Origin of the sequence: Arthrobacter sp. SLBN-100, from assembly GCF_006715305.1 — a bacterium.
Taxonomy (GTDB): domain Bacteria; phylum Actinomycetota; class Actinomycetes; order Actinomycetales; family Micrococcaceae; genus Arthrobacter.
In genome coordinates this window covers 2,087,927-2,108,087 of the sequence record NZ_VFMY01000001.1, presented here as the reverse complement: position 1 = coordinate 2,108,087, position 20,161 = coordinate 2,087,927, and the positions used below count along the sequence as shown (strand labels likewise).

The 20,161-nt window shown below is 65.1% G+C and carries 13 protein-coding genes and 1 pseudogene; 8 read left to right on the top strand and 6 right to left on the bottom strand.

Annotated features, from left to right (window positions below):
- Positions 1-31: 31 nt before the first annotated feature.
- Positions 32-1,504, top strand: a pseudogene (locus FBY31_RS09865) (aldehyde dehydrogenase (NADP(+))); the annotation flags it as partial.
- A gap of 137 nt (positions 1,505-1,641) precedes the next feature.
- Here FBY31_RS09865 and FBY31_RS09860 read toward each other — a convergent pair.
- The 4 genes from FBY31_RS09860 to FBY31_RS09845 all read right to left on the bottom strand — a co-directional run bounded on the left by FBY31_RS09860 (position 1,642) and on the right by FBY31_RS09845 (position 7,411).
- Positions 1,642-2,760, bottom strand: coding sequence for a M24 family metallopeptidase (locus FBY31_RS09860; RefSeq protein ID WP_142039962.1), 1,119 nt, complete (start codon positions 2,758-2,760; stop codon positions 1,642-1,644).
- The gene (locus FBY31_RS09855) at positions 2,757-4,829 is read right to left on the bottom strand and encodes a DUF6807 family protein (RefSeq protein WP_142039959.1); all 2,073 of its coding nucleotides are present in this window, start codon (positions 4,827-4,829) and stop codon (positions 2,757-2,759) included. Before FBY31_RS09855 ends, FBY31_RS09860 begins: the two co-directional genes overlap by 4 nt.
- Positions 4,826-6,076 (bottom strand): acetylxylan esterase, encoded by a 1,251-nt coding sequence (locus FBY31_RS09850; protein ID WP_235013003.1) that lies wholly within the window; start codon positions 6,074-6,076, stop codon positions 4,826-4,828. The genes FBY31_RS09855 and FBY31_RS09850 overlap by 4 nt, the downstream gene beginning before the upstream one ends.
- Before the next feature lie 66 nt (positions 6,077-6,142).
- Positions 6,143-7,411: an ABC transporter substrate-binding protein gene (locus FBY31_RS09845; protein WP_142039956.1), complete on the bottom strand. Its 1,269-nt coding sequence runs from the start codon at positions 7,409-7,411 to the stop codon at positions 6,143-6,145.
- A 381-nt stretch (positions 7,412-7,792) separates the two neighbouring features.
- On the opposite strand from FBY31_RS09845, the gene FBY31_RS09840 reads away from it, so the two are divergent.
- The 3 genes from FBY31_RS09840 (at position 7,793) to FBY31_RS09830 (ending at position 11,283) form a co-directional block, all read left to right on the top strand.
- Positions 7,793-8,737, top strand: coding sequence for a carbohydrate ABC transporter permease (locus tag FBY31_RS09840; protein WP_142039954.1), 945 nt, complete (start codon positions 7,793-7,795; stop codon positions 8,735-8,737).
- Positions 8,727-9,674: a carbohydrate ABC transporter permease gene (locus tag FBY31_RS09835; protein ID WP_142039950.1), complete on the top strand. Its 948-nt coding sequence runs from the start codon at positions 8,727-8,729 to the stop codon at positions 9,672-9,674. Before FBY31_RS09840 ends, FBY31_RS09835 begins: the two co-directional genes overlap by 11 nt.
- Positions 9,675-9,915: 241 nt before the next feature.
- Positions 9,916-11,283 (top strand): ABC transporter substrate-binding protein, encoded by a 1,368-nt coding sequence (locus tag FBY31_RS09830; protein ID WP_142039948.1) that lies wholly within the window; start codon positions 9,916-9,918, stop codon positions 11,281-11,283.
- 282 nt (positions 11,284-11,565) lie between these two features.
- On the opposite strand, the gene FBY31_RS09825 is transcribed toward FBY31_RS09830, so the two are convergent.
- Both FBY31_RS09825 and FBY31_RS09820 read right to left on the bottom strand, forming a co-directional pair.
- Positions 11,566-13,809 carry a DUF222 domain-containing protein gene (locus FBY31_RS09825; protein ID WP_235013002.1) on the bottom strand — a complete coding sequence of 748 codons (2,244 nt, stop codon included), beginning with the start codon at positions 13,807-13,809 and terminating at the stop codon, positions 11,566-11,568.
- A 247-nt stretch (positions 13,810-14,056) separates the two neighbouring features.
- Positions 14,057-16,072, bottom strand: coding sequence for a beta-galactosidase (locus FBY31_RS09820; RefSeq protein WP_142039945.1), 2,016 nt, complete (start codon positions 16,070-16,072; stop codon positions 14,057-14,059).
- A 199-nt stretch (positions 16,073-16,271) separates the two neighbouring features.
- Between FBY31_RS09820 and FBY31_RS09815 the strand changes: the two genes are divergently transcribed.
- The 4 genes from FBY31_RS09815 to FBY31_RS09800 are packed head-to-tail and all read left to right on the top strand — an operon-like array spanning position 16,272 to position 20,142.
- A complete protein-coding gene (locus FBY31_RS09815) occupies positions 16,272-17,561 on the top strand; it encodes an ABC transporter substrate-binding protein (protein ID WP_142039942.1) in 1,290 nt (429 codons plus the stop codon).
- A gap of 48 nt (positions 17,562-17,609) precedes the next feature.
- Positions 17,610-18,563 (top strand): carbohydrate ABC transporter permease, encoded by a 954-nt coding sequence (locus FBY31_RS09810; RefSeq protein ID WP_142039939.1) that lies wholly within the window; start codon positions 17,610-17,612, stop codon positions 18,561-18,563.
- Positions 18,560-19,477 (top strand): carbohydrate ABC transporter permease, encoded by a 918-nt coding sequence (locus tag FBY31_RS09805; protein WP_142039938.1) that lies wholly within the window; start codon positions 18,560-18,562, stop codon positions 19,475-19,477. The genes FBY31_RS09810 and FBY31_RS09805 overlap by 4 nt, the downstream gene beginning before the upstream one ends.
- Positions 19,478-19,500: 23 nt before the next feature.
- On the top strand, positions 19,501-20,142 hold the full coding sequence (locus tag FBY31_RS09800) for a Poxvirus protein I5 (protein WP_142039935.1): 642 nt from the start codon (positions 19,501-19,503) through the stop codon (positions 20,140-20,142).
- Positions 20,143-20,161 lie beyond the last annotated feature (19 nt).

Genomic DNA, 20,161 nt, shown 5'->3' with positions numbered 1-20,161 from the left:
TAACCGGCGACGCACCGTAGAAGAACGCACAACCACAGAACAGGTACCTCACGTGACAACTGCAACCCTCTCACTGTCCGAGCTCACAGCCGCTGCCACGGAGGCTGCCAAAATCTCGGCGGCCGCCTCCGACGCCCAACGCGCCACCTGGCTCACCGCCGTCGCCGATGCCTTAGACGCCAACGCTGCCGAGCTGGTGGAGATCGCCGATTCCGAGACCAGCCTGGGCGCCACCCGCCTCACCGGGGAAGTAGCCAGGACCACCGGGCAGCTTCGCCTGTTCGCCCGCGTGATCACCGAAGGCTCCTACCTCGAGGCAGTGATCGACCACGCGAACCCGAAGGCCACTCCACCCACGCCCGACCTGCGCCGCATCCTGAAGCCCATTGGGCCGGTGGCCGTGTTCTCGGCGTCGAACTTCCCGTTCGCCTTCTCGGTCGCCGGCGGTGACACCGCCTCGGCCCTGGCAGTTGGCTGCTCCGTGATCGTCAAGGCCCACTCGGGCCACCTGCGCCTCTCCGGGCGGACTGCTGAAATTGTGGCTGGAGCGCTCCAGGCCGCAGGTGCGCCGGACGGAATCTTCGCGCTGGTGACCGGCCGTGAGGTAGGAACGGCCCTGGTGCAGGATCCGGCCATCAAAGCGGTGGGCTTCACCGGCTCCATCCCGGGCGGCCGGGCCCTTTTCGACCTCGCCACGTCCCGTCCCGAGCCCATCCCGTTCTACGGCGAACTGGGCAGCCTGAACCCGGTGGTGGTTACCGAAGCTGCACTGGCAGAACGCTCCACCCAGCTTGCCGAGGGCCTGGCCGTATCCTTCACCCTGGGCGCCGGGCAGTTCTGCACCAAGCCCGGGCTGGTGTTCATCCCGGCCGGAACGGATTTCGCCGCGCAGGTGGCGGAGGCCAGCAAGGACAAGCCGGCGCTGGGTATGCTGACCAGCCGGATCGCCGAGGCTTACCCTGACGGCCTGCGCAGCTTCGCGTCCGTGCGTGGCGTGGACGTGGTCAGCGGCAGCGTGGACCAGGATGCGGTGTCCAACGGTGCAGCCCCGGTGGTCTTCTCCACCACCGCGGCCAAGGCTCTGGAAAACCCTGAGCAACTGCTGGAGGAGTGCTTCGGCCCCACCACCATGCTGATCGAATACACGGACCGGGAGGAACTGTCCGCCGTCCTGGCCAAAGTACCGGGCAGCCTGACTGCCACGGTGCACGCCCAGCCTGGCGAGGACATCTCCGCACTCGTGGAGCAGTTGTCTGAACTCGCAGGCCGCGTCCTCTTCGACGGCTGGCCCACCGGCGTCGCCGTCAACTGGGCCCAGCAGCACGGCGGCCCCTACCCGGCCACCACCTCGCTCTTCACCTCGGTGGGCGCGACGGCGGTCCGCCGCTTCCAGCGCCCGGTCGCCTACCAGGACGCACCGGAGTCAGTCCTCCACCCGGCCTTGCACGAAAGCAATCCGCTCGGCATCCCGCGCCGGGTTGACGGGGAACTCGTGCTTCCCTAGCAACGCTTCGGACTCCGGTGGTTGAGCTTGTCGAAACCGGGTGAGCCTTTGAAGCCGATCGCCGAAACAAAAAAACCCCGGGACCAGTGGTCCCGGGGTTTTTGCGTCTTCCGCTGCAGTCCAGCCGGCGCAGGCGGCTAGAGCTGGAGCGTGGCCGGCCGCTGGAGGCCATTGACCGCCGTAGCGGGCCAGCGGGGGTCGACGGTTAGGACCTGCAGGCCGGACCCGGTGAGCTGGACGGTGTCCTCGATCTTGACGCCTGGCCCGGACGGGTTCCAGGTGAAAGCCTGGTTCACGACGACGGTGTCGGTCGCTGCAGCGGTGGCACGGGGATCACGTCCTGCGTAGCCGGCCGGCCCGCCTTGATGGTGCTGCTCCCACTGGTCCGGGCCAAAGCCGTGCCGGGCGTAGGCTGCCTTGATTTCGGCAAAGATCAGGTCGAGCCGGGCGCCGGGGACAGTGGCGTCGAAGATGTCCGCTTCCACTGCTGCGATGCGTGCCTCAGCATCGCGGTCTTCCGCAGTGCCGCCGTCGAACCTTACCCAGCGGGTGATATTGGCGACCATGCCGTCCCTGCGGGCACATACAACGGCCATGGCCCGGCGGCCGAGGGGCGAGTGTGTGGCCAGCGGGTGCCGGAACCCGCTGCGGCTGCTGCCGTTGCACAGCAGGACCAACGGCTCCGCGCCCGCGGCGACAACCCGGGCTGCGAGGGCGGATACCAGCTCAAACTCCGTGGTCTCCGGCCGCGCGGATGAGAGGACGTCGGTCATTACCACTGCCACTTCGGCGCTGAGGCGGCCGTAGCGCGCGCTCTCTGCCGGGAGGAGTTGCTGGCGGGCGGCCCGCAGCTCGGCCGCTATGTCCGCTTCCGCCAGCGGCGTTGCGCCACTGCCGGCGGTGCTGACGGCGGCGGCCGCCTCATGAAGGTTGCCGTACCAGGGCACGGTGTGCAGGGCGACGCCGGCCGGCAGTTCCTCGGCCGCCATACGGCCGGCTTCATTGTTGAAGGTGACGAGGTGGTCGCCGTCGCGGTCCACCAGGAGGGCGGCGATCGGATCGCCGGCCAGGCTGATGTGCACGCGGCTGCCGTCCAGATACCAGGTCAGCGCCGTGTTGGTGGTCAGCAGCAGGGCGTCCTTGGCCTTCGCGTCGAGGATGTCCAGGACCCGCTGGCGTTTGATGGCGCGATCGTCCGCGGACGCCGGTGCCACCCTGCCTGCAAGTGATGTGGCGTCAGCTGTTGTCTGGCTCATGAACGGTTCCCCCGACGGTTGATCAATGATTCGATGTCTGCTGTGCCCAGGATTCCGTCGGCCACAAAAACGGTAATGCTGCGTTGGACGGGGCTGCCCGGTTCAGCTATGACCGGGGCGTCCCACGCGAGCGACTGGCCCACTCCCGGGTAGCCGTCCACCCGGACGAACCAGGGGTCGGTGGAACCCTCCGCCGCCACAAAGACGAGCGTGGCGCTGCCGGCCCCAAATTTTCCGGCCCAAGCCAGCCAGGGCGTCACGGAACCGTGAACCTGGGATTCGCCTGCGCCCGCCGCGTTCCATACCGCGGCGCCGCCGCACTCAGGCAACCGCCAGAAGAACCCGCCGTAACCGCCTTCGTGGCGACCGTTGGAGCCGGGGCTGCCCAGGCTGACCGGCTGGTCGCCGGCGGGGGAGAGGGCGAAGTCCAGGGAGAGTTGCCAGGCCGCGGAGTTGACGCCAGACCAGGTCCAGGTGCGCTCCTCAACCAGGACCGGGACGTCGTCGGGCCCGTTCCAGCTCAATGTTTCCTGCAGCCGGCCTTCCGGGCCTCCTGTCACGGCAGCCGTCTCCTCCACGGAGGTTCCGGTGCGGGTGATTCTGCCGTGGTCCGGGCGCCAGATGTACTGTCCGGCTTCGCGGGTATAGGTGCGGCCGCCCCAGAAATTGATCCCGTCCACATCCTGCAGCCCCACTCCGACGCCGAGGTGCCACACGTGGTCCAGCGGCTGGTGGTCCGTGACGACGGTTCCGGCAAGGGTGCGGACCGGGTGCAGGTAGGGCCGTGGGGAAGACACCGCGCGGATGCGGCTGCCGTCCTGGTACTCCGCGATTTCCTGGCCGTCGAGCGTCAAAGCACGGACCGGCGGCAGCTTCCTGGCCCAAGGCACTCCGAGTTCGGCAAACGTTGCCTGCGCCTTGGCAGCACGTTCCAGCCAAGGCCCGATTCCGTGCACCACGGGATGGGCGTCGTCGCCCTCTCCCTCCCACGTGATGTGCTCCGGGGTGATCTGTTGCGGCGCCGGTGCAGTCCGGATGGCTTCCAGCACCGTGGTGAAGGCGCCGGTGTCCGGCAGGGAACACAGCAGCGGGGTGCCAGTGGACCGCGCGTCCAGCAGGTTCTCCAGCAGGTCGGTCCGGCCGAATGTCTCGCGGCGCTCGCCGCCAGCTGTGGTGATGACCACCTCATCCTCGGTGTAGAACAGGGTGATCTCGCCGAGCGTGCCGTGCACTGTCACGGACGGGTTCTGCTGCTCGGGCGCGCACAGCGTCAGGCCGCAGACCAACGTGGTGCCGCCGGCGGTGCGCACCCGGAGGATAGAGGTGTCATCGCTCTCGGTATCGTGTGCCCGGTAAAGGTCCGTCTCCACCGAGTCCACGTCCGCGATGGTGTGCGCACCGGCCATGTGGAGCGCCGTGGCCACCGCGTGGGCCAGGGCGTTGGTTGCCACGCCGTCCACCACGTCGATGCCGTCCAGGCTGCGCTTACCGGCCCAGCGTGACCGCTTGAAGTAGGCCTTGCTCCGCACCCACTGCCCTGTGGCGCTCAGCCCCAGGACGTCACCGATCCCGCCGGACTCCACCAAGGTCCGGATCGCAGGCAGCGCCCGGGAGCCGAGGCTCTGGAAGCCCACCTGGACCAACCGCCCTGCGGCTTCTGCCGCTGCACGCACCTCCTCGAACTGGGCGAGGGAGGCCACGGGCGGTTTTTCCACATAGACGTCCTTGCCTGCTGACAACGCGGCGACGGCCAAGGGAGCATGGGTCTGGATGGGGGTGGCAAGAATGACGACGTCGACGCCCGGATCCGCTGCCAGCAGCTGCGCCAGGTCATCGAAAACGGCTACCGACTCTGCCAGCCGTCCTTGGGCCGGCGGGTTGGGGTCCGCCACGGCGACGAGTTCGAGGGCGCCCGCTTCCTCGAGCCGCGCCAGGTTGGCCAGGTGCCGTTCACCGAAGCCGTGGACGCCTACCAGGGCAATCCGCGGAACGGCCGCGGGGTCAGCGGCGTTCGGTTTGTCCCCGGGTGGGTGTGGGCTGCTTTCCGCGGTGGCGGATTGTTGAGTCATGAGGGTGGTCCTTGCGAGCTGAAGGTGGACTGGGAGCTGAAAGTGGATTGGGGGCTGAACGTGGACTGGGAGCTGAAAGTGGATTGGGGGCTGAAGGTCGATGGGCTGTGAAGCGTGGCCGCGAGGAAGTCCAGTGCTTCCTCCTGCATCCGGGATGTGAACACATGGCCGCCGGGCCAGAAGCTTCCGGTATAGGTTCCGGGCGGGTGCAGTGACTCCAGGATGGCGTGGGCGTCGCGCATGCCGTCTTCGGGAAAGAGTTCGTCAGCCACGGCGTACTGCACCAGCAGCCGGCTGGCCGTTGATCGTGCGGTGAGCTCCGGCCAGTCGCCGACGCGCCACAGGCCCGGAGTCTGCAGCAGCCAGGAATGGGCGTCCAGGTGGGCGGGCAGCAGCGACTGGAACGTGGTCATCATGCAGGTCACCACGTAGCTCCGGATGCGGGGACTCAGCGCGGCGAGGGCCAGGGAACGGCCGCCGCCGCCGGAGAAACCGATGCAGCCGAGCCTGTCCTGGTCTACCTCGGGCAGTCCGGCGAGAATGTCCAGCGCCGCGAGGTCGTCGTGGGCCACCATGCCGGCGAGGCTGGTACCCAGCAGGCCCGCGGTTTTGGCCACGGTTTCCTCGTGGAATCCGGCTGCGGCGTTGTACATCTCCGCTTCGGAAGGCACGATGCCGTCCTCCCGCCATTGCGCCTGCCTTGCCTCCAGCGCTGAGGCCGTCCGCCAGGGCGGGAGGTCAAGGTTGAAGCGGCGGCTGCCCCAGGCGAAGGTGTCGTGGGCCAGGACGGCAAACCCGCGGCGCGCAATGTCAGTGGCGAGGGCGTGGCCGTCATAATGGCCGGTGCGGGCATTTTCCGCCGCGGGATGGGACTCGGGGAGTTCCACCAACCGGTCCGCGCCGCCGAACTTGTTGCCGCCGTGGCAGTGCAAGGCCAGGACGCCGGGCAGGGGACCGGTAGCGCCCGCCGGGCGGATCAGCCAGCCCGTGCTCCGGGGTCCGAAGCCCAGCTGCCAGCTGAGCTGGGAGGTGTTGACGCCGTCGTGCGTCTCCTCCCAGTGGACCGTCACGTCCGGTGACGGCAGCGCACCGGGTACGCCGAGGGCGTCCGCCAGTTCCTGGGCCGTCCCGCTGGCAGCCTGGTACCGGGGGTTTTCCTGAACGTAGGCAGGCCAGTCCTCGTAGCCGGCAATCGCGCTCGGCCGCGGTGGGCGGGCATTGGGGCTCAGTCCGATATTGGGGTTCACCGGCCTGCCTCCTGTTCGCGTGGTGTGGTGAGGGCGGATGTGGTGACGACGGGGATCAGCCCGGAACTAGCCAAGATTCGAGTTGACCTCTTGGATGAAGCCCTTGGCGGCGTCCCGTGGGGAGATCTTCCCGAACAATACATCCGTGTTGAACCGGTTGAGGACCTCCATGGTGGCGGACGATCCGGCGGGGAACGGCAGAGGCGGCTCGATCTTCATCTCAGCGAGGCGGTCCAGGTACACCGCTTCCTTCTGCTGGGATTCCTTCAGGAGTGGGGTGATGGCGGCCTTGAGTTCGGTGTTGGCCGGCATTCCCCGGTCGCTCTTGATCTTGGTGGCGGCGTCAACGTTGTTCACCAGGTAGTTGATGAACAGGGCTGCTTCCTTGGGGTGTGCGGACTTGGAGGAGATGGCGTATTCCATGGATGACCGCAGCCAGGATCCCGGCTGCTTGCTCTCGTTGGGCAGCTTCATCATGACCAGGGGCGAACCCGAGTAGGAGTTCATCTGGTTGCTCCAGGAGATCTTCATGCCCTGCTTGCCCTGGCCCATCAGGGTCATTTCGGGCTGGGCCGAGCCATCCTCGACCGTCTGCGACGCGGAGGGGGCTCCTCCGGTTTCCATCAGCTTTTTGTTCAGCTCGAACCACTTGGCGGCGGTGTCCTCGCTGATGCCCAGCTTCTTGCCGTCGTCGGTGTACAGGTCGTCACCGTTCTGCCGGGCCCAGACGGCCAGGAAGGAGTCGTTTGCCATGGGGGTTGTGCCGAAGGTTCCGGCCGGGGATTTTTTGGTGATCTCGGCGGCGATGTCCGCGTAGTCCTCCCAGGTCCAGGTTTCATCGTCCGGCAGCTCCACCCCGGCAGCTTCGAAGACTTTGGGGTCGATGACCATGGACATGGCATTAACGCCGGCGGTGAGGGTGTACTGCTTGCCGTCGATTTTGCCGAGGTCCACGGTCCCTTCGGCAAACTTGGACGTGTCGACCTGGTCTTTAACCTTGTCCAGGTCCAGCAGGACGCCGCGGCTTGCATATTCGCTGGGGTAGGCGCCGCTCATGGCGAAGACATCCGGAGTGGTACCGCCGGCGATCTGGGTGGCCATCTTGTCCCAGTAGGAACTGAATTCGGTGTTCTCGCCCTGCACCTTGATGGTGGGGTTCGCCGCCTCGAAGTCCTTGATGACTTCGAGGGTGGTCTTCGCCCGCGAGTCGTTGCCCCACCAGGCGAAGCGGATGGTGACGGGATCTTCGGCGGTCCCTACCTTTCCGGCATCCGGGCTGCTGCCGCAGCCGGTGAGAACCAGCGCCAGAACTGCTGATGCGCCGGCTGCTGCCATCGACGACTTCTTGAGACTAAACCGCATTGTCCTGCCCCTCAGTTGGTGAATCCAGGCGGTGTGGCGCCTGCCACAGAAAACGCTTTCTCAAAAACTAACAAAGGGCTATACAAGAGTCAAGAAACCGTTTACTTTGGTACGGAGCCGCTTTTTCATCCGCACCACCCGCGGGTGGTGCACAGGACGACCGCCAATCCGATGCCACCTTTGTTGGAAAGCACGGCCAAGGCGCGGCGTCCAAGATCGCTCCGGCGATTACCAAAACGTGGAGGCCACGATGACCAAAGGAGACCACATGGCCGCTAATCACATACCCAGGGCACCGCGCCCGGCAGGAATGCCGGCTGCAGCGGAGCGCTTGTCCGGAGCGGGGTTGCCGCAGTGAGTGCCATCAGCGAACTCAGCTCGTTCTCCCGACGGAAGGGCAAAGCCACCACTGAGGAGAAGAAGGCGAACGGCCGGGACAACAAGGCGGCCTACATTTTCCTGCTGCCGTGGCTGGTTGGCCTGGTGGCCATCACCATTGGCCCCATGCTGATGTCCCTCTACCTGTCCTTCACGGACTACAACCTGCTCCAGCCGCCGGAATGGACGGGGCTGGAGAACTTCACCCGGATGCTCACCGATGCCCGGCTGCACAACTCGCTGCGGGTGACCTTCACCTACGTGTTCATCGGTGTCCCGCTCCAGCTCGCGGTGGCGCTGCTGATTGCGTTGGTCCTGGACAAGGGCCTGCGGGGACTGCCGTTCTACCGGTCGGTGTTCTATTTGCCGTCTCTGCTGGGCGGTTCGGTGGCAGTGGCCATCCTGTGGAAGCAGATTTTCGGCACTACCGGCCTGGTGAACCAGGTCCTGGCGATGTTCGGCATCCAGGGTCCGGGCTGGATCTCGGACCCCAGCACGGCCCTTGGTTCGATCATCCTGCTGCACGTCTGGACGTTCGGCGCCCCCATGATCATCTTCCTGGCCGGCCTGCGCCAGATCCCGAACATGTACTACGAGGCAGCCAGGGTTGATGGCGCCACCACGCTCCAGCAGTTCTGGAAGATCACCCTGCCGATGCTGAGCCCCATCATCTTCTTCAACCTGGTACTCCAGATCATCGGTTCGTTCCAGTCGTTCACCCAGGCGTTCATCGTCTCGGGCGGCAACGGCGGGCCCTCGGACTCCACGATGTTCTTCACGCTGTACCTGTACCAAAAGGGATTCGGCCAGTTCGACATGGGCTACGCGTCCGCCATGGCCTGGGTTCTGCTGCTGATCATCGGCGTCTTCACCGCCATCAACTTCATCGCTTCTAAGTATTGGGTTTTCTATGACGACTAAGCTTGAGACGCTGCCCGCCCCGGACAAGAAGTCAGCCGGCGCCGGCAAGCCTACGAACCGCCGCAGGCCCAAAGCCCGGGAGTCCCGGGGCACCCTGGCGTTCAGCCGCTCGCAGCGGACAAAAGCCCTCATCAAGCACGCGATCCTGATCCTTGCCGGCGGGCTGATGATCTACCCGCTGCTGTGGATGGTGGTTTCCTCGTTGCGGCCCAACGACCTGATCTTCCGCGAGCCCGGCCTGTGGCTGAACAGCCTGGAGATGAGCAACTACACCTCCGGCTGGTCTGCCCTGACCCACCCCTTCGGCCACTACATGCTCAACTCGGCCATCGTGGTGATCGGCTCCATCCTGGGCAACCTGATCTCCTGCTCGATGGCCGCCTACGCATTCGCCCGGCTGCAGTTCACCGGCAAGAAGCTGTTCTTCGGGATCATGCTGCTGACCATCATGCTGCCGTTCCACGTGGTCATCGTTCCGCAGTACATCCTGTTCTCACAGATCGGCTGGGTAAACACCTTCTGGCCGCTGCTGGTACCCAAACTGCTGGCCACGGATGCGTTCTTCGTCTTCCTCATGGTGCAGTTCATCCGCGGCATCCCGAAGGACCTCGACGAGGCCGCCCGCATTGACGGGGCCGGCCACCCGCGCATCTTCCTCCGGGTCATCCTGCCACTGATGGTGCCGGCGCTGGCCACCACCACCATCTTCACCTTCATCTGGACCTGGAACGACTTCTTCGGCGCCCTGATCTACCTTACGGATCCGGACATGTTCACCGTTCCGGTAGCCCTGCGGGCATTTGTTGACTCGCAGTCCGCCACGAGCTGGGGATCGCTGTTTGCAATGTCCATCGTGTCCCTCCTGCCGGTGTTCCTGGTCTTCCTTTTTGGCCAGCGGTTCCTCATCAAGGGCATCGCCACCACAGGCATCAAGTAGCCGCTGCGGGGTCCCCGCATCGCCCTGTTGGGCGGTCGGGGCAGTCCCGCCTCGAAACGGCCCGTCCGCCGACGGGCCGTTTCTGCGGTCCAAAAGAGTTTGCACAACACTCTTGTAATACAAGTTGGCAACTTATAGCATTAGATTCAGAAAACGCTTTCCCGTTTTTGGCCCGTCTTAGTTTTAACTTCATTCCTCCATCGCATCCCCAGCATCATGATCAAAGAAGATCGGAGTACCAGTGCCGCTTTTTTCCCGCTCTGCCTCTGCTGCAACCAAGCAGCCGGCAGCAACATCCTCCACGGGCGCACGCCGCCCCTCACGTAAGACTGGCGTTGCAGCCGCTGCCGCCGCCGTCGTTATGGCTTTGAGCCTCAGTGCCTGCGGCGGGGGAGCCGGCCAGCAAAGTGCTGACGGACCCGTTGAACTGCGGTTCTCCTGGTGGGGCGGCGACAAGCGGGCCCAGCTGACCCAGGAAGCCATCAAGCAGTTCGAAGCCGAGAACCCCAACATCAAGATCAAGCCGGAATTCGGCGACTGGAGCGGTTACTGGGACAAGCTGGCCACCCAGGTGGCCGCCAACGATGCACCGGATATCATCCAAATGGACGAAAAGTACATCACCGAGTACTCCAGCCGGGGTGCCCTCCTTGACCTCTCCAAACAAGACATCGACACCTCCAAGCTCGACGAAGCGGCCCTCAACGCCGGCAAGGGTGAGGACGGGCTGACAGGCATCGCGGCTGGCATTAACGCCGCCACCATCCTGGCCAACCCGAAGGTGTTCGAAGCTGCAGGGGTCCCGCTGCCCGACGATTCCAAGTGGACCTGGGAGGACTTCGAACGGATTGCCGCTGACGTCACAGCTAAGTCCCCGAAGGGCACTTACGGTGCGGCCGCCTATGGAACCGATGAAGCATCGCTGGGCGTATGGCTTCGCCAGAACGGCAAGTCTCTGTACACCTCAGACGGCAAGCTGGGATTCGAACCGGGCGACATCGCCCAGTGGTGGTCGTTCCTGAAGGAGCTCAGCGAGAAGAAGGCAGTTCCGTCCGCGTCCGAGGTGGTGGAGGCTGAAGCCGCGCCGCTGGACCAGAGCGGCCTCGCCACCGGCAAGAACGGCATGGCTTTCTGGTGGTCCAACCAGGCTCCAGCTTTGGAAAAGGCATCGGGCGGCGACCTGAAGATCCTGCGGTTCCCCACCAAGACCGGCTCGTCGGCTGACGCCGGGCTTTGGTACAAGGCATCGCAGTTCTGGTCGGCCTCTTCGCGCACCAAGCACCCGAAGGAAACCGCCAAGTTCATCAACTTCCTGGCCAACAACGTCAAGGCCGGTGAAGCCCTCCTGGCCGACCGTGGTGTTTACCCCAACTCGGAAGTCCGGGCAACCATTGAACCTAAGCTGACCCCGTCGGACGTCAAGGTGGTCAAGTTCATTGACCAGATCAAGGACGAGCTCGGTGAGGCTCCGGCCCCGCCGCCGAAGGGCGCAGGCGCCATCCAGGAAATCATCAAGCGGTATACCTCCGAGGTTCTCTTCGAGCGGCTTTCCACGGAGGAAGCAGGCAAGAAAGCGCATGACGAGATGAAGTCGGCGATCAGCAGCTAGTCTTCACACCGCCAACACGGCTCTGGACAACTTGGGTGGATGCCTCCTTCGCCCAGAACGTCCGACGGCGGGTGGCAGCTCCGTCCCGGCGGGAACCTTCGGTTCCTCCCGGGACGGAGCTGTTTAAGGGCAGTTCTGCTCGGCGGATGAATAATGCCGCGGCTTTGGTTGGTTGGCGGGCGCTGCAGCCGTCATCTAAGCGTCCGAGACCGGCTTCGGGATGCAGCCACTTCAGTTGGGACCTGAGTTTGCCGCCATGCAGGAGGTTGATGCTCCGCCAATTCACTCGCGGGGTGTTGGTGGTGGGGGTGGTTTGAAGTAGTGGTTTTGTTGGGGTGTTTGGTGCGGGTCGAGGTGTTTTGGGGGTGTGAACCAGGGGGTGCCGTTGGTGGTGGTGATGGTCCATTGTTCTTTGTGGATGAGGTGGTGGTGGCCGCTGCAGAGGAGGACGCCGTTGTCCAGGTTGGTGGGGCCGCCTTGGGACCAGTAGGTGATGTGGTGGGCTTCGCACCAGGGTGCGGGGATGGTGCAGTGGGGGAAGGCGCAGCCTTGGTCGCGGGCGGTGAGGGCGGTGCGTTGGGCTGGGGTGAAGAGCCGGGTTTTGCGTCCGAGGTCCAGGAGTTCGCCGTGGGTGCCGAGGATGGCGGGGATGATGTCGGCGTCGCAGGCGATTTTGCGCAGGGTGACGGCGGCGATGGGGCCGGTGAACGCGAAGTTCCCGGTGCCTGTTCCGGCGCTGGTTTGGGTTCCGATGCTGGTTTGGGTTCCGGTCCTGGCTTCCGTGCCGATGCCGATGCCCGTGCCCGTACCCGTGCCTGCGTCGGCTTCGATGCCGGCGGCGCCTGGCTCTCCTCCGGTCCAGGCCCCTGGGTGTGCCCCGGCGGGGGTGCTGGTGTGGTGGGGGAGGAGGTCCTGGTAGTTGATGGTGGCGATGATTTGGGGGCGGTTGCCGCCGGTGGCGGGCAGGCTGTTGGTGGCCAGGGCTACTTTGGCGGCGCCGACGAGGCCTTCGAGTTGTTTTTGCGGCCGGGTGCGCCGGTCCAGGTCCGGGCCGGGGTTGTTCTTGTTCCAGACCCCGTCCTGGCTGGTGCGGTCCTTTTCTGCGTTGCCGCCGTCGTTGATGCCGCCGTTGGTGCCCGTGGCTGCTGCAGGGGTGGTGCCGGTGGCGCTCGGGTTTGCGGTGCCGGTGGTGCGGGGGTTGGTGGCGGTGTTCATGACGGTGAGGAGGTGTTCGTATTGGTCGGTGGTTGCGTAGATTTCGAGGTGGTGCAGGCCGTGGCGGGGTTTGCGGATGAACGCGCCTTGGGTGTGGCGGAGGGCTTCTTCGCTGGGTTCGGTGCCGTCGGCGTCGATGGTGTCGGCCCAGCGGCGGGCGACGCGGGCGAGGAAGTCGGGGTCGGCGGTCGCCGCGGTGGTGGTGAGGTTCTGTTCGATGAGGGCCAGTTTCTCGGGTGTGGTGAGGTGCTGGAGCCGGTTCAGGGTCAGGGCGATGATCGTCCCGGCCCGGGACGAGGCCAGGGGGACGCCGGTGCTCTCTTCGCCGTCGGCTTGCGGGGTGAGGGCGGCGGCGAGGTGTTCGCGGGGCGCGGGGATGGTGTCGCCGGTGAGGGTGGTGGCGGGCAGGATGTCTGTTGCGAGGGCGAGGCGGCGGTTGGCTTCGCTTTTACCGATCCGCAGCCGCTGCCGGAGGAACTCGGCGGTGTTGGCGCAGCCGTCATCGGCCGGTGAGGTGATCACCGGGCCCTGGCTGCCGGTCGCCGTCCCGGTTCCAGTCCCAGCCCCGATTCCAGCTTCCGTTTCGGTGTGGGCGGCGCTGGCGGTTGAACCGGGCGCTGCCGGTTGGCCGGGCCAGGCGGTGTCTGTTTCGTTCAGGGTTTCGACGCCGTTGTCCCAGCCGGTGACCCAGCCTTTGCCGGTGCGGGAGCGGCTGGCGCGGGCTGCGTCCGCGGCGGCAATGGCCCGGGTGCGGGTCCGGTCCACGGTCCCGGCAGAGAGGACCTGCAGATACTCCACGCCGCGGGAGAGTTCCTCCACCTGGCCGGCATATTTGGCGGCTTCAACATAATCGGCCCCGGCAAGCATCGAGGGCGCCGCAGCAGCGGCACATGCCAGCAGCTTGCCGATCTCCCCAAGGCTCAGCGGCTCCCCGGCATGCACGACCGTACCCGCCGGGAGTGATGCCGGATCAAGGCGCTCAGCTACTGCCGTTGGAGGTTCTTCGGGCGGCGTTGCTTCGACCTGCGCGGACGCTTCTGGTGCGGAATCTACTAGTTCGGATTCTGTTGGCCCGGACCCTGCTGGTGCGGACTCAGCCGGCACCGGCCCGGCCGGTACGGCGCGAAGGGGCCACCCGGCACTAAGCCGGGTGGCGTCGTCGTCGCCATCGGAGGCGGCAAGAGAACCCAAGGTGCCGGCTGCCGGGTAGTTGTTGGAGTCCGAAGCATCCGGCTGGTTGGTAATACCAACCCGGCCGAGCACCACGACGTTACCGCCGAACTGCTCAGGCCGTTCCCCAATGACTTCCATGAACCCATTCTGGTACGGGGGTCTGACAATTCTGCCGCTACCCGTCGCATCTGCAGAAGCACCTGAAGATGCCCGCGGTTCATTGGCAGAATCAGGGCTTGCGGAGCCTCCAAGAACAAGGGCAGGCACGGCGGCAGAGCCGCCGAACTCCCCAAGCTGCTCCCCAATGGCCTCCATAGGACAACTCTGCCTGCTGACCACCGACAAAAGCTTGCGCAGAGGCGGCTATGTGGATAACTAGAGGACGTCAGTCCTCCGCAATCACCACCACGCCACCGGCAGGAACCGTGCCGCCAAACCGCTCCCCCGAAAGCAGGTCTACACCGGAAGCCTGGACTGCCCCTGATGAACGCGAGTGGTTGATGGCAAAGAGGAAGGAGGAGCCGTCGTCGGAACGGCGCCGTGTCAGCTCGACGCCAAGGTCGGCACCAGCAGCGGGCGCAACACCTGACTCCTCCAGCAGCCGGTCCACGACCGACTCAATTCCGTCCCGGTCCGGGAACGTCGCGAGATACCACGCCGCCCCGGAGCCCACGCCACGCCGGGTCAGCGACGGAACGCCCTCCAGCGGATACTCCGTAAAGGTCTGTACGGCTTCCGCGCCGGCAAGGTGTACGTGCTCGCTCCAGATCGAGGACACCACGCCGTCGCTCAGCTTCAGCTGCGCGCCCGCCAGCAGCGGGTGGAACTCCTCCACCCGCACTCCCAGCAGTTCCCGGAATGCACCCGGGTAGCCGCCCAGCCGCACGTGGTCCTTTTCGTCCACAATCCCGCTGAAGTAGCTCACCAGCACGGTGGAGCCGGCGGAGGCAGCCGCGGCAATGTTGGCGGCAGCATCGTCAGTCACCGAGTACAGCGTGCACACGAGCACCAGGTCATACCCCTCCAGCGACGCCGACGGGTGCACCAGATCCACGGACACTCCCCGCAGGAACAGCGACCGGTGGAAGGCCCGCAGCAGGCCCAGGTACTTCACATCGATGCTCGGCTTGGAATCGATTTCGCTCGCCCACCAGGCCTCGTAGTCGAACACGATGGCAACACGCGATTCCACGCGGGAACCACGGACCGGAGCCAGCCGCTTCAGGGCCGCTCCCAGGTCCACCACCTCGCGCCACACCCGGGTTTCCCGTCCGCCGTGCGGCACCATGGCCGAGTGGAACTTCTCCGAGCCGGCGAAGCTCTGCCGCCACTGGAAAAACATCACGGCATCGGCGCCGCGGGCCACGTGCGCCAGCGCGTTGCGCAGCATTTCGCCCGGCATCTTGGGCTGGTTGCGCGGCTGCCAGTTGACGGCCGACGTCGAATGTTCCATCAGGATCCATGGGTCTCCGCCCGCGATGCCGCGGGTGAGGTCCGCGCTGAACGCCAGTTCGATCTGCCGCTCGGGGTCGGCGGCCACCAGGTAGTGGTCGTTGGCGATGACGTCCAGGTCTTTGGCCCAGTCGAAGTAATCCATGGACTTTGTGGCGCTGGAGGCCATCAGGTTGGTGGTGCAGGGAACGCGGGGGGTCACTTCGCGCAGGACGGAAACAAGTTCCCGGTAGTAGTCCATCAGGGCCCAGGAGTTGAAGCGCTGGAAGTCCAGTTGCTGGCCCGGATTGAGCGTGGAGGGCGCGACGGCGGGCGGCAGGATCTCCTCGAACGAGCCGTAGTTCTGGGACCAGAAAGCAGTACCCCAGGACGCGTTCAGGGCATCGATGCTCCCGTACCGGCGCTCCAGCCATGCCCGGAAAGCGGCGGCATCCTCTTCGCCGTAGAACTCGGAGACGTGACAGCCCAGTTCGTTGTCCACATGCCAGAGCGCCAGTGCCGGGTGGCCCTTGTAGCGCTCCGCCAGCACCCGCGTGATTCCCGTGGCGTAACGGCGGTAAACGGCCGACGACGGCGAGTAGTGGCGCCGCGACCCCGGTCCCAGCACGGTTCCGTCAGCCGTGACCGGCAGGATCTCCGGATGCTTCCGGACCAGCCACGCCGGGGGAGCGGCTGTGGCGGTGGCGAGGGCAACCTTGACGCCGATTCCAGCGAGGTTGTCCATCACCTCGTCCAGCCAGCCAAAGTCGTACGTACCCTCGGACGGCTCCAGCAGTGCCCAGGAGAAGATTCCCACGCTGAGGAAGCTCACGCCCGCTTCCTTCATCAGCTCCAGGTCCTCGAGCCGGACGCTGACGGGCCACTGTTCCGGGTTGTAGTCGCCGCCGTAGGCCATGCCTTCGATGTTGTTCCAGACACTGGCCGGGCTGGAGGTTTCCTGCAAAGTCATGGGACTCCTTTGTCTGCTGAGGGGATGCCATCCCTGGAGAAAGCGTGTTCTTGGAAAACGCTTGCCAAGAATGCTGGAAAACGCTTGCCCATTATTGGGAATGCGGATATTGTATCGATTCAGAAGCCGTGTAAGCCAGCTCACTACTCATGTTGGGGTTTTGGGTAAGGGACTGCACACATCGAGCAAGGAGGCTCCCATGATCAATAGAAGGCATTTCATCACCACCGTAGCCGTCGGCACCGCATCCGCCGCGGCACTGGCGGCTTGCGGAACCGGCTCCAGCTCTTCCGGAGAGACCGGCTCTGCAGAGAAGCCCGTTACCATCAACTACACCTGGTGGGGCAACGACGACCGCGCCGAGCGCACCCGCAAGGCCATCGCCCTGTTTGAATCGAAGAACCCGGACATCAAGGTCAACGGCAACTTCACCGACTTCGCCGGCTACTGGCAGAAGCGTGCCACCGAGGCTGCCGGCGGCGGCCTGCCCGACGTGATGCAGTGGGACCTTTCCTACCTGCGCGATTATGGCCAGCGCAACCAGCTCCTGGACCTGGGCACCGTCAAGGTCAACACCGACGCCTTCGAGAAGTCCCTCCTGCCTTCCGGCCAGATCAAGGGCAAGCAGTACGGTATTCCTACCAGCACCAACGCCTTCGCCGTCTACTACGACCCGGCCAAGCTGACGTCCCTGGGTATTGCGGAGCCGACGGGCAAGTGGACCTACAAGGAATTCAACGACTTCCTGGCCGAGGTGGGCACCAAGAGCAACAGCGCACTCTTTGGCTCCACCGACTACACCGGTGTGTGGTGGATGTTCAACATCTGGCTGCGCCAGAACAACATCGAGGCCTTCACCGAAGACGGCAAGCTCGGCTTCACCAAGGACGATATGAAGAAGTGGTGGAACACCACCGCCGGCCTGCGCGGCACCCCTGCCATCGTCTCGGAGGAGCGCGTCACGCAGCTCGCCCCCAAGTCGCCGTTCGGTTCCAACGTCACGGCCACCGAGGTCACCTGGGACAACTTCATGGCCGGCTACCTCGGGGACAGCGGCGCCAAGGAGCTCAAGCTGGTTCCGGTCCCGTCTGACGATCAGGACAACCTGGGCCTGTTCCTCAAGCCGTCCATGCTGATGGTGGCCAGCGCCAAGACCAAGTACAAGGACGCTGCCGCCCGCTTCATCGACTTCATGGTCAACGATCCCGAGGTGGGCCAGATCTTCAAGACCTCCCGCGGTGTTCCGGCCTCGAAGACCCAGCGTGACGGCACCACCTTCGAAGGGACGGACAAGCTCGTGGTGGACTACGAGAAGTCCATTGAGAAGTACCTCAAGGACGCTCCCGAGCCGCCCATCGTTGGCTTCGGCACCCTCGAAGCTTCGTTCAAGCGCGTCTCCTCTGACCTGAACTACGGCAAGCTGACCATCGACGGCGCGGCCGACGCATGGTTCAAAGAAGCCGAAGACCTCATCAAGCAGAACGCCTGATCAGGCAGACTGTCTGACCAAGACGTTCACAACTGACGGAATGAACTCGTGACTCAAAGCCCAACATTGAGCAGGCGTTCGGCGCAGTCCGGCTCCACGCTGCCGCGCAAGTCGCGGCAGCGCGGGGCGGATGCCCGCGCCGGCTACACCTTCCTGCTGCCCTGGCTGCTGGGATTCATCGCCCTCACTGTCGGGCCCATGATTTCCTCGCTCTACCTGTCCTTCACCAACTACAACCTGTTCGATCCGCCCAAGTGGATCGGCCTGGACAACTACACCACCCTCTTCCAGGACGAGCGGTTCCTGCAGTCGGTGGGCGTGACCCTGGGCTACGTGGTCTTCGGTACCCCGCTGAAGCTCGCCGCCGCGCTGGCGGTGGCCATGCTGCTGAACAGCAAGCGCCGCGGCCAGGGCTTCTACCGCTCCGCGTTCTACGCCCCGTCCCTGATCGGCGCGTCCGTGTCCATCGCCATCGTCTGGAAGGCCATGTTCGGCGATGCGGGTCCGGTAGACCAAGGGCTGTCCTTCTTCGGAATCAACCTCGGCGGCTGGGTGGGAAACCCCGCCATGACCATGCCGATGTTCATCCTGCTGACCGTCTGGCAGTTCGGTGCCCCGATGGTGATCTTCCTCGCCGGCCTCAAGCAGATCCCGGCAGACCTCTACGAAGCGGCGTCCATGGACGGCGCCGGCCCGGTGCGGAAGTTCTTCAACATCACCTGGCCCATGCTCTCCCCGGTGATCTTCTTCAACCTGCTGATGGAAACCATCCACGCGTTCCAGATCTTCGCCTCGGCCTACATCATCTCCAACGGTGAAGGCGGCCCGGCCGGCTCCACCCTCTTCTACACCCTCTACCTGTACCTGCGGGGCTTCAGCGACTTCCGGATGGGCTACGCCTCGGCGATGGCCTGGCTCCTGGTGGTCGTGGTGGGCATCATTACCCTGATCTTCTTCCGCACGTCCAAGTCCTGGGTCCACTACAGCGGTGATGCAAAATGACAACCATGGCAACCCCCACCCAGTCCAGCACGGATGCAGAGGTGCTGAACTACAACCCCAAAGCCGAATCAGCAGGGGCCAAGCGCGCCAAGAGCACGCTCTTCCACCTGGTGGCCCTCGCCCTCACGGCCGTTGTCCTGTACCCGGGCCTGTGGATGATCGCCTCCTCGTTCAAGCCGAACGCCGAGATCGGCGGCGGGAACACGTCGCTGTGGTCCAGCAACTTCAGCTTCGACAACTTCGTCACCGCGATGGACGGCATTGGCGGCGTCTCAACCTTGCAGTTCTTCACCAACTCGCTGATCCTGGCCATCGGCGCGGTGGTGGGAACCGTCCTCTCCGCCAGCGTCTCGGCCTACGCGTTCGCCCGGATCAAGTTCCCCGGCCGCAGCGTCTTCTTCGGCATGATGATCGCCACCCTGCTCCTGCCGTTCCACGTGGTGATCATCCCGCAGTACATCGTGTTCCAGCAGCTGGGCCTGGTGGACACCTATGTACCGCTGCTGATCGGCAAGTTCCTCGCCGCCGACGCGTTCTTTGTCTTCCTGATGGTCCAGTTCATGCGCAACCTGCCCGGTGAGCTGGATGAGGCCGCACGGATCGACGGCGCCGGACACGTCCGGATCTTCACCTCCATCATGCTGCCGCTGATGAAGCCCGCCCTGATCTCCACGTCGATCTTCTCCTTCATCTGGAGCTGGAACGACTTCCTGGGCCCGCTGCTCTACCTGAACACCCCCGAAAAGTACCCGCTGCCGCTGGCTCTGCGCCTCTTCGTGGACCAGACCCAAAGCTCGGATTACGGCGCCATGATCGCCATGTCCGTCCTGGCCCTCCTGCCGGTGCTGATCTTCTTCCTGGTGTTCCAGCGCTACATTGTTGAAGGCGTCTCCACCCAGGGCCTCAAGGGCTAAGAGCCGGAAGACCGATAGTGAAAATGAGCGTCATGGACAGCACCACACCCGCACCGAACCACCACGAACCCGTCCCGGTCAACCGCTTCGCACTGTTCTCCGAGACCCTCCTGGCCGGCGTGCTGGTGCTGGTGCTGTCCATTCCATTGGTGACGATCCCTGCCGCTTACGCGGCGGGGATCGCCCATCTGGAACGGCACCTGTCCGGCCGCGACGATTCCGTCCGCAGTCTCTGGAGCACCTTCAGGGCTGCGCTGCCGGGCAGCTGGAAGCTGGGAATCGCGACGGCGGCAGCCGCCGTCGTGATTGTCCTTAACCTTTTGCTCGCGTGGGTGGGGCAGCTCCCCGGCCGGGAAGTGGTGCTGCCGGCCACCCTGATCCTCGCTGCAGGGGCCGCCGTCCTGCTGCTGCGGACCTCCGCGGCCTGGTCCGACCTCGCCGGCTCCGCCACGGGCCCAGGCGTCGACGCCCGCAGCGCCTGGCGCTCCGCACTCGAAACGGGCCAGGCCGTATCCGTGCGGGACTGGACGGGATCCCTCCTGCTCGTTGCAGCGCTCTTCGGGGCAGTGGTGTTCGTCTGGATGCTGGCGGCACTGTTCGTGGTGGTCCCGGGTACCCTGATCCTGGCCTCGGCGGCCGTCAAAATGCGCTCCAACCGCGCCTGAAGCATCCACTGCCACACCA

Excerpts from the sequence above, each read along its gene's own strand:
- FBY31_RS09860 (WP_142039962.1), bottom strand. The coding sequence starts at position 2,760 with ATGAGCCAGACAACAGCTGACGCCACATCACTTGCAGGCAGGGTGGCA.
- FBY31_RS09855 (WP_142039959.1), bottom strand. The coding sequence starts at position 4,829 with ATGACTCAACAATCCGCCACCGCGGAAAGCAGCCCACACCCACCCGGG.
- FBY31_RS09845 (WP_142039956.1), bottom strand. The coding sequence starts at position 7,411 with ATGGCAGCAGCCGGCGCATCAGCAGTTCTGGCGCTGGTTCTCACCGGC.
- FBY31_RS09835 (WP_142039950.1), top strand. The coding sequence starts at position 8,727 with ATGACGACTAAGCTTGAGACGCTGCCCGCCCCGGACAAGAAGTCAGCC.
- FBY31_RS09825 (WP_235013002.1), bottom strand. The coding sequence starts at position 13,809 with ATGGAAGTCATTGGGGAACGGCCTGAGCAGTTCGGCGGTAACGTCGTG.
- FBY31_RS09820 (WP_142039945.1), bottom strand. The coding sequence starts at position 16,072 with ATGACTTTGCAGGAAACCTCCAGCCCGGCCAGTGTCTGGAACAACATC.
- FBY31_RS09815 (WP_142039942.1), top strand. The coding sequence starts at position 16,272 with ATGATCAATAGAAGGCATTTCATCACCACCGTAGCCGTCGGCACCGCA.
- FBY31_RS09805 (WP_142039938.1), top strand. The coding sequence starts at position 18,560 with ATGACAACCATGGCAACCCCCACCCAGTCCAGCACGGATGCAGAGGTG.
- FBY31_RS09800 (WP_142039935.1), top strand. The coding sequence starts at position 19,501 with ATGAGCGTCATGGACAGCACCACACCCGCACCGAACCACCACGAACCC.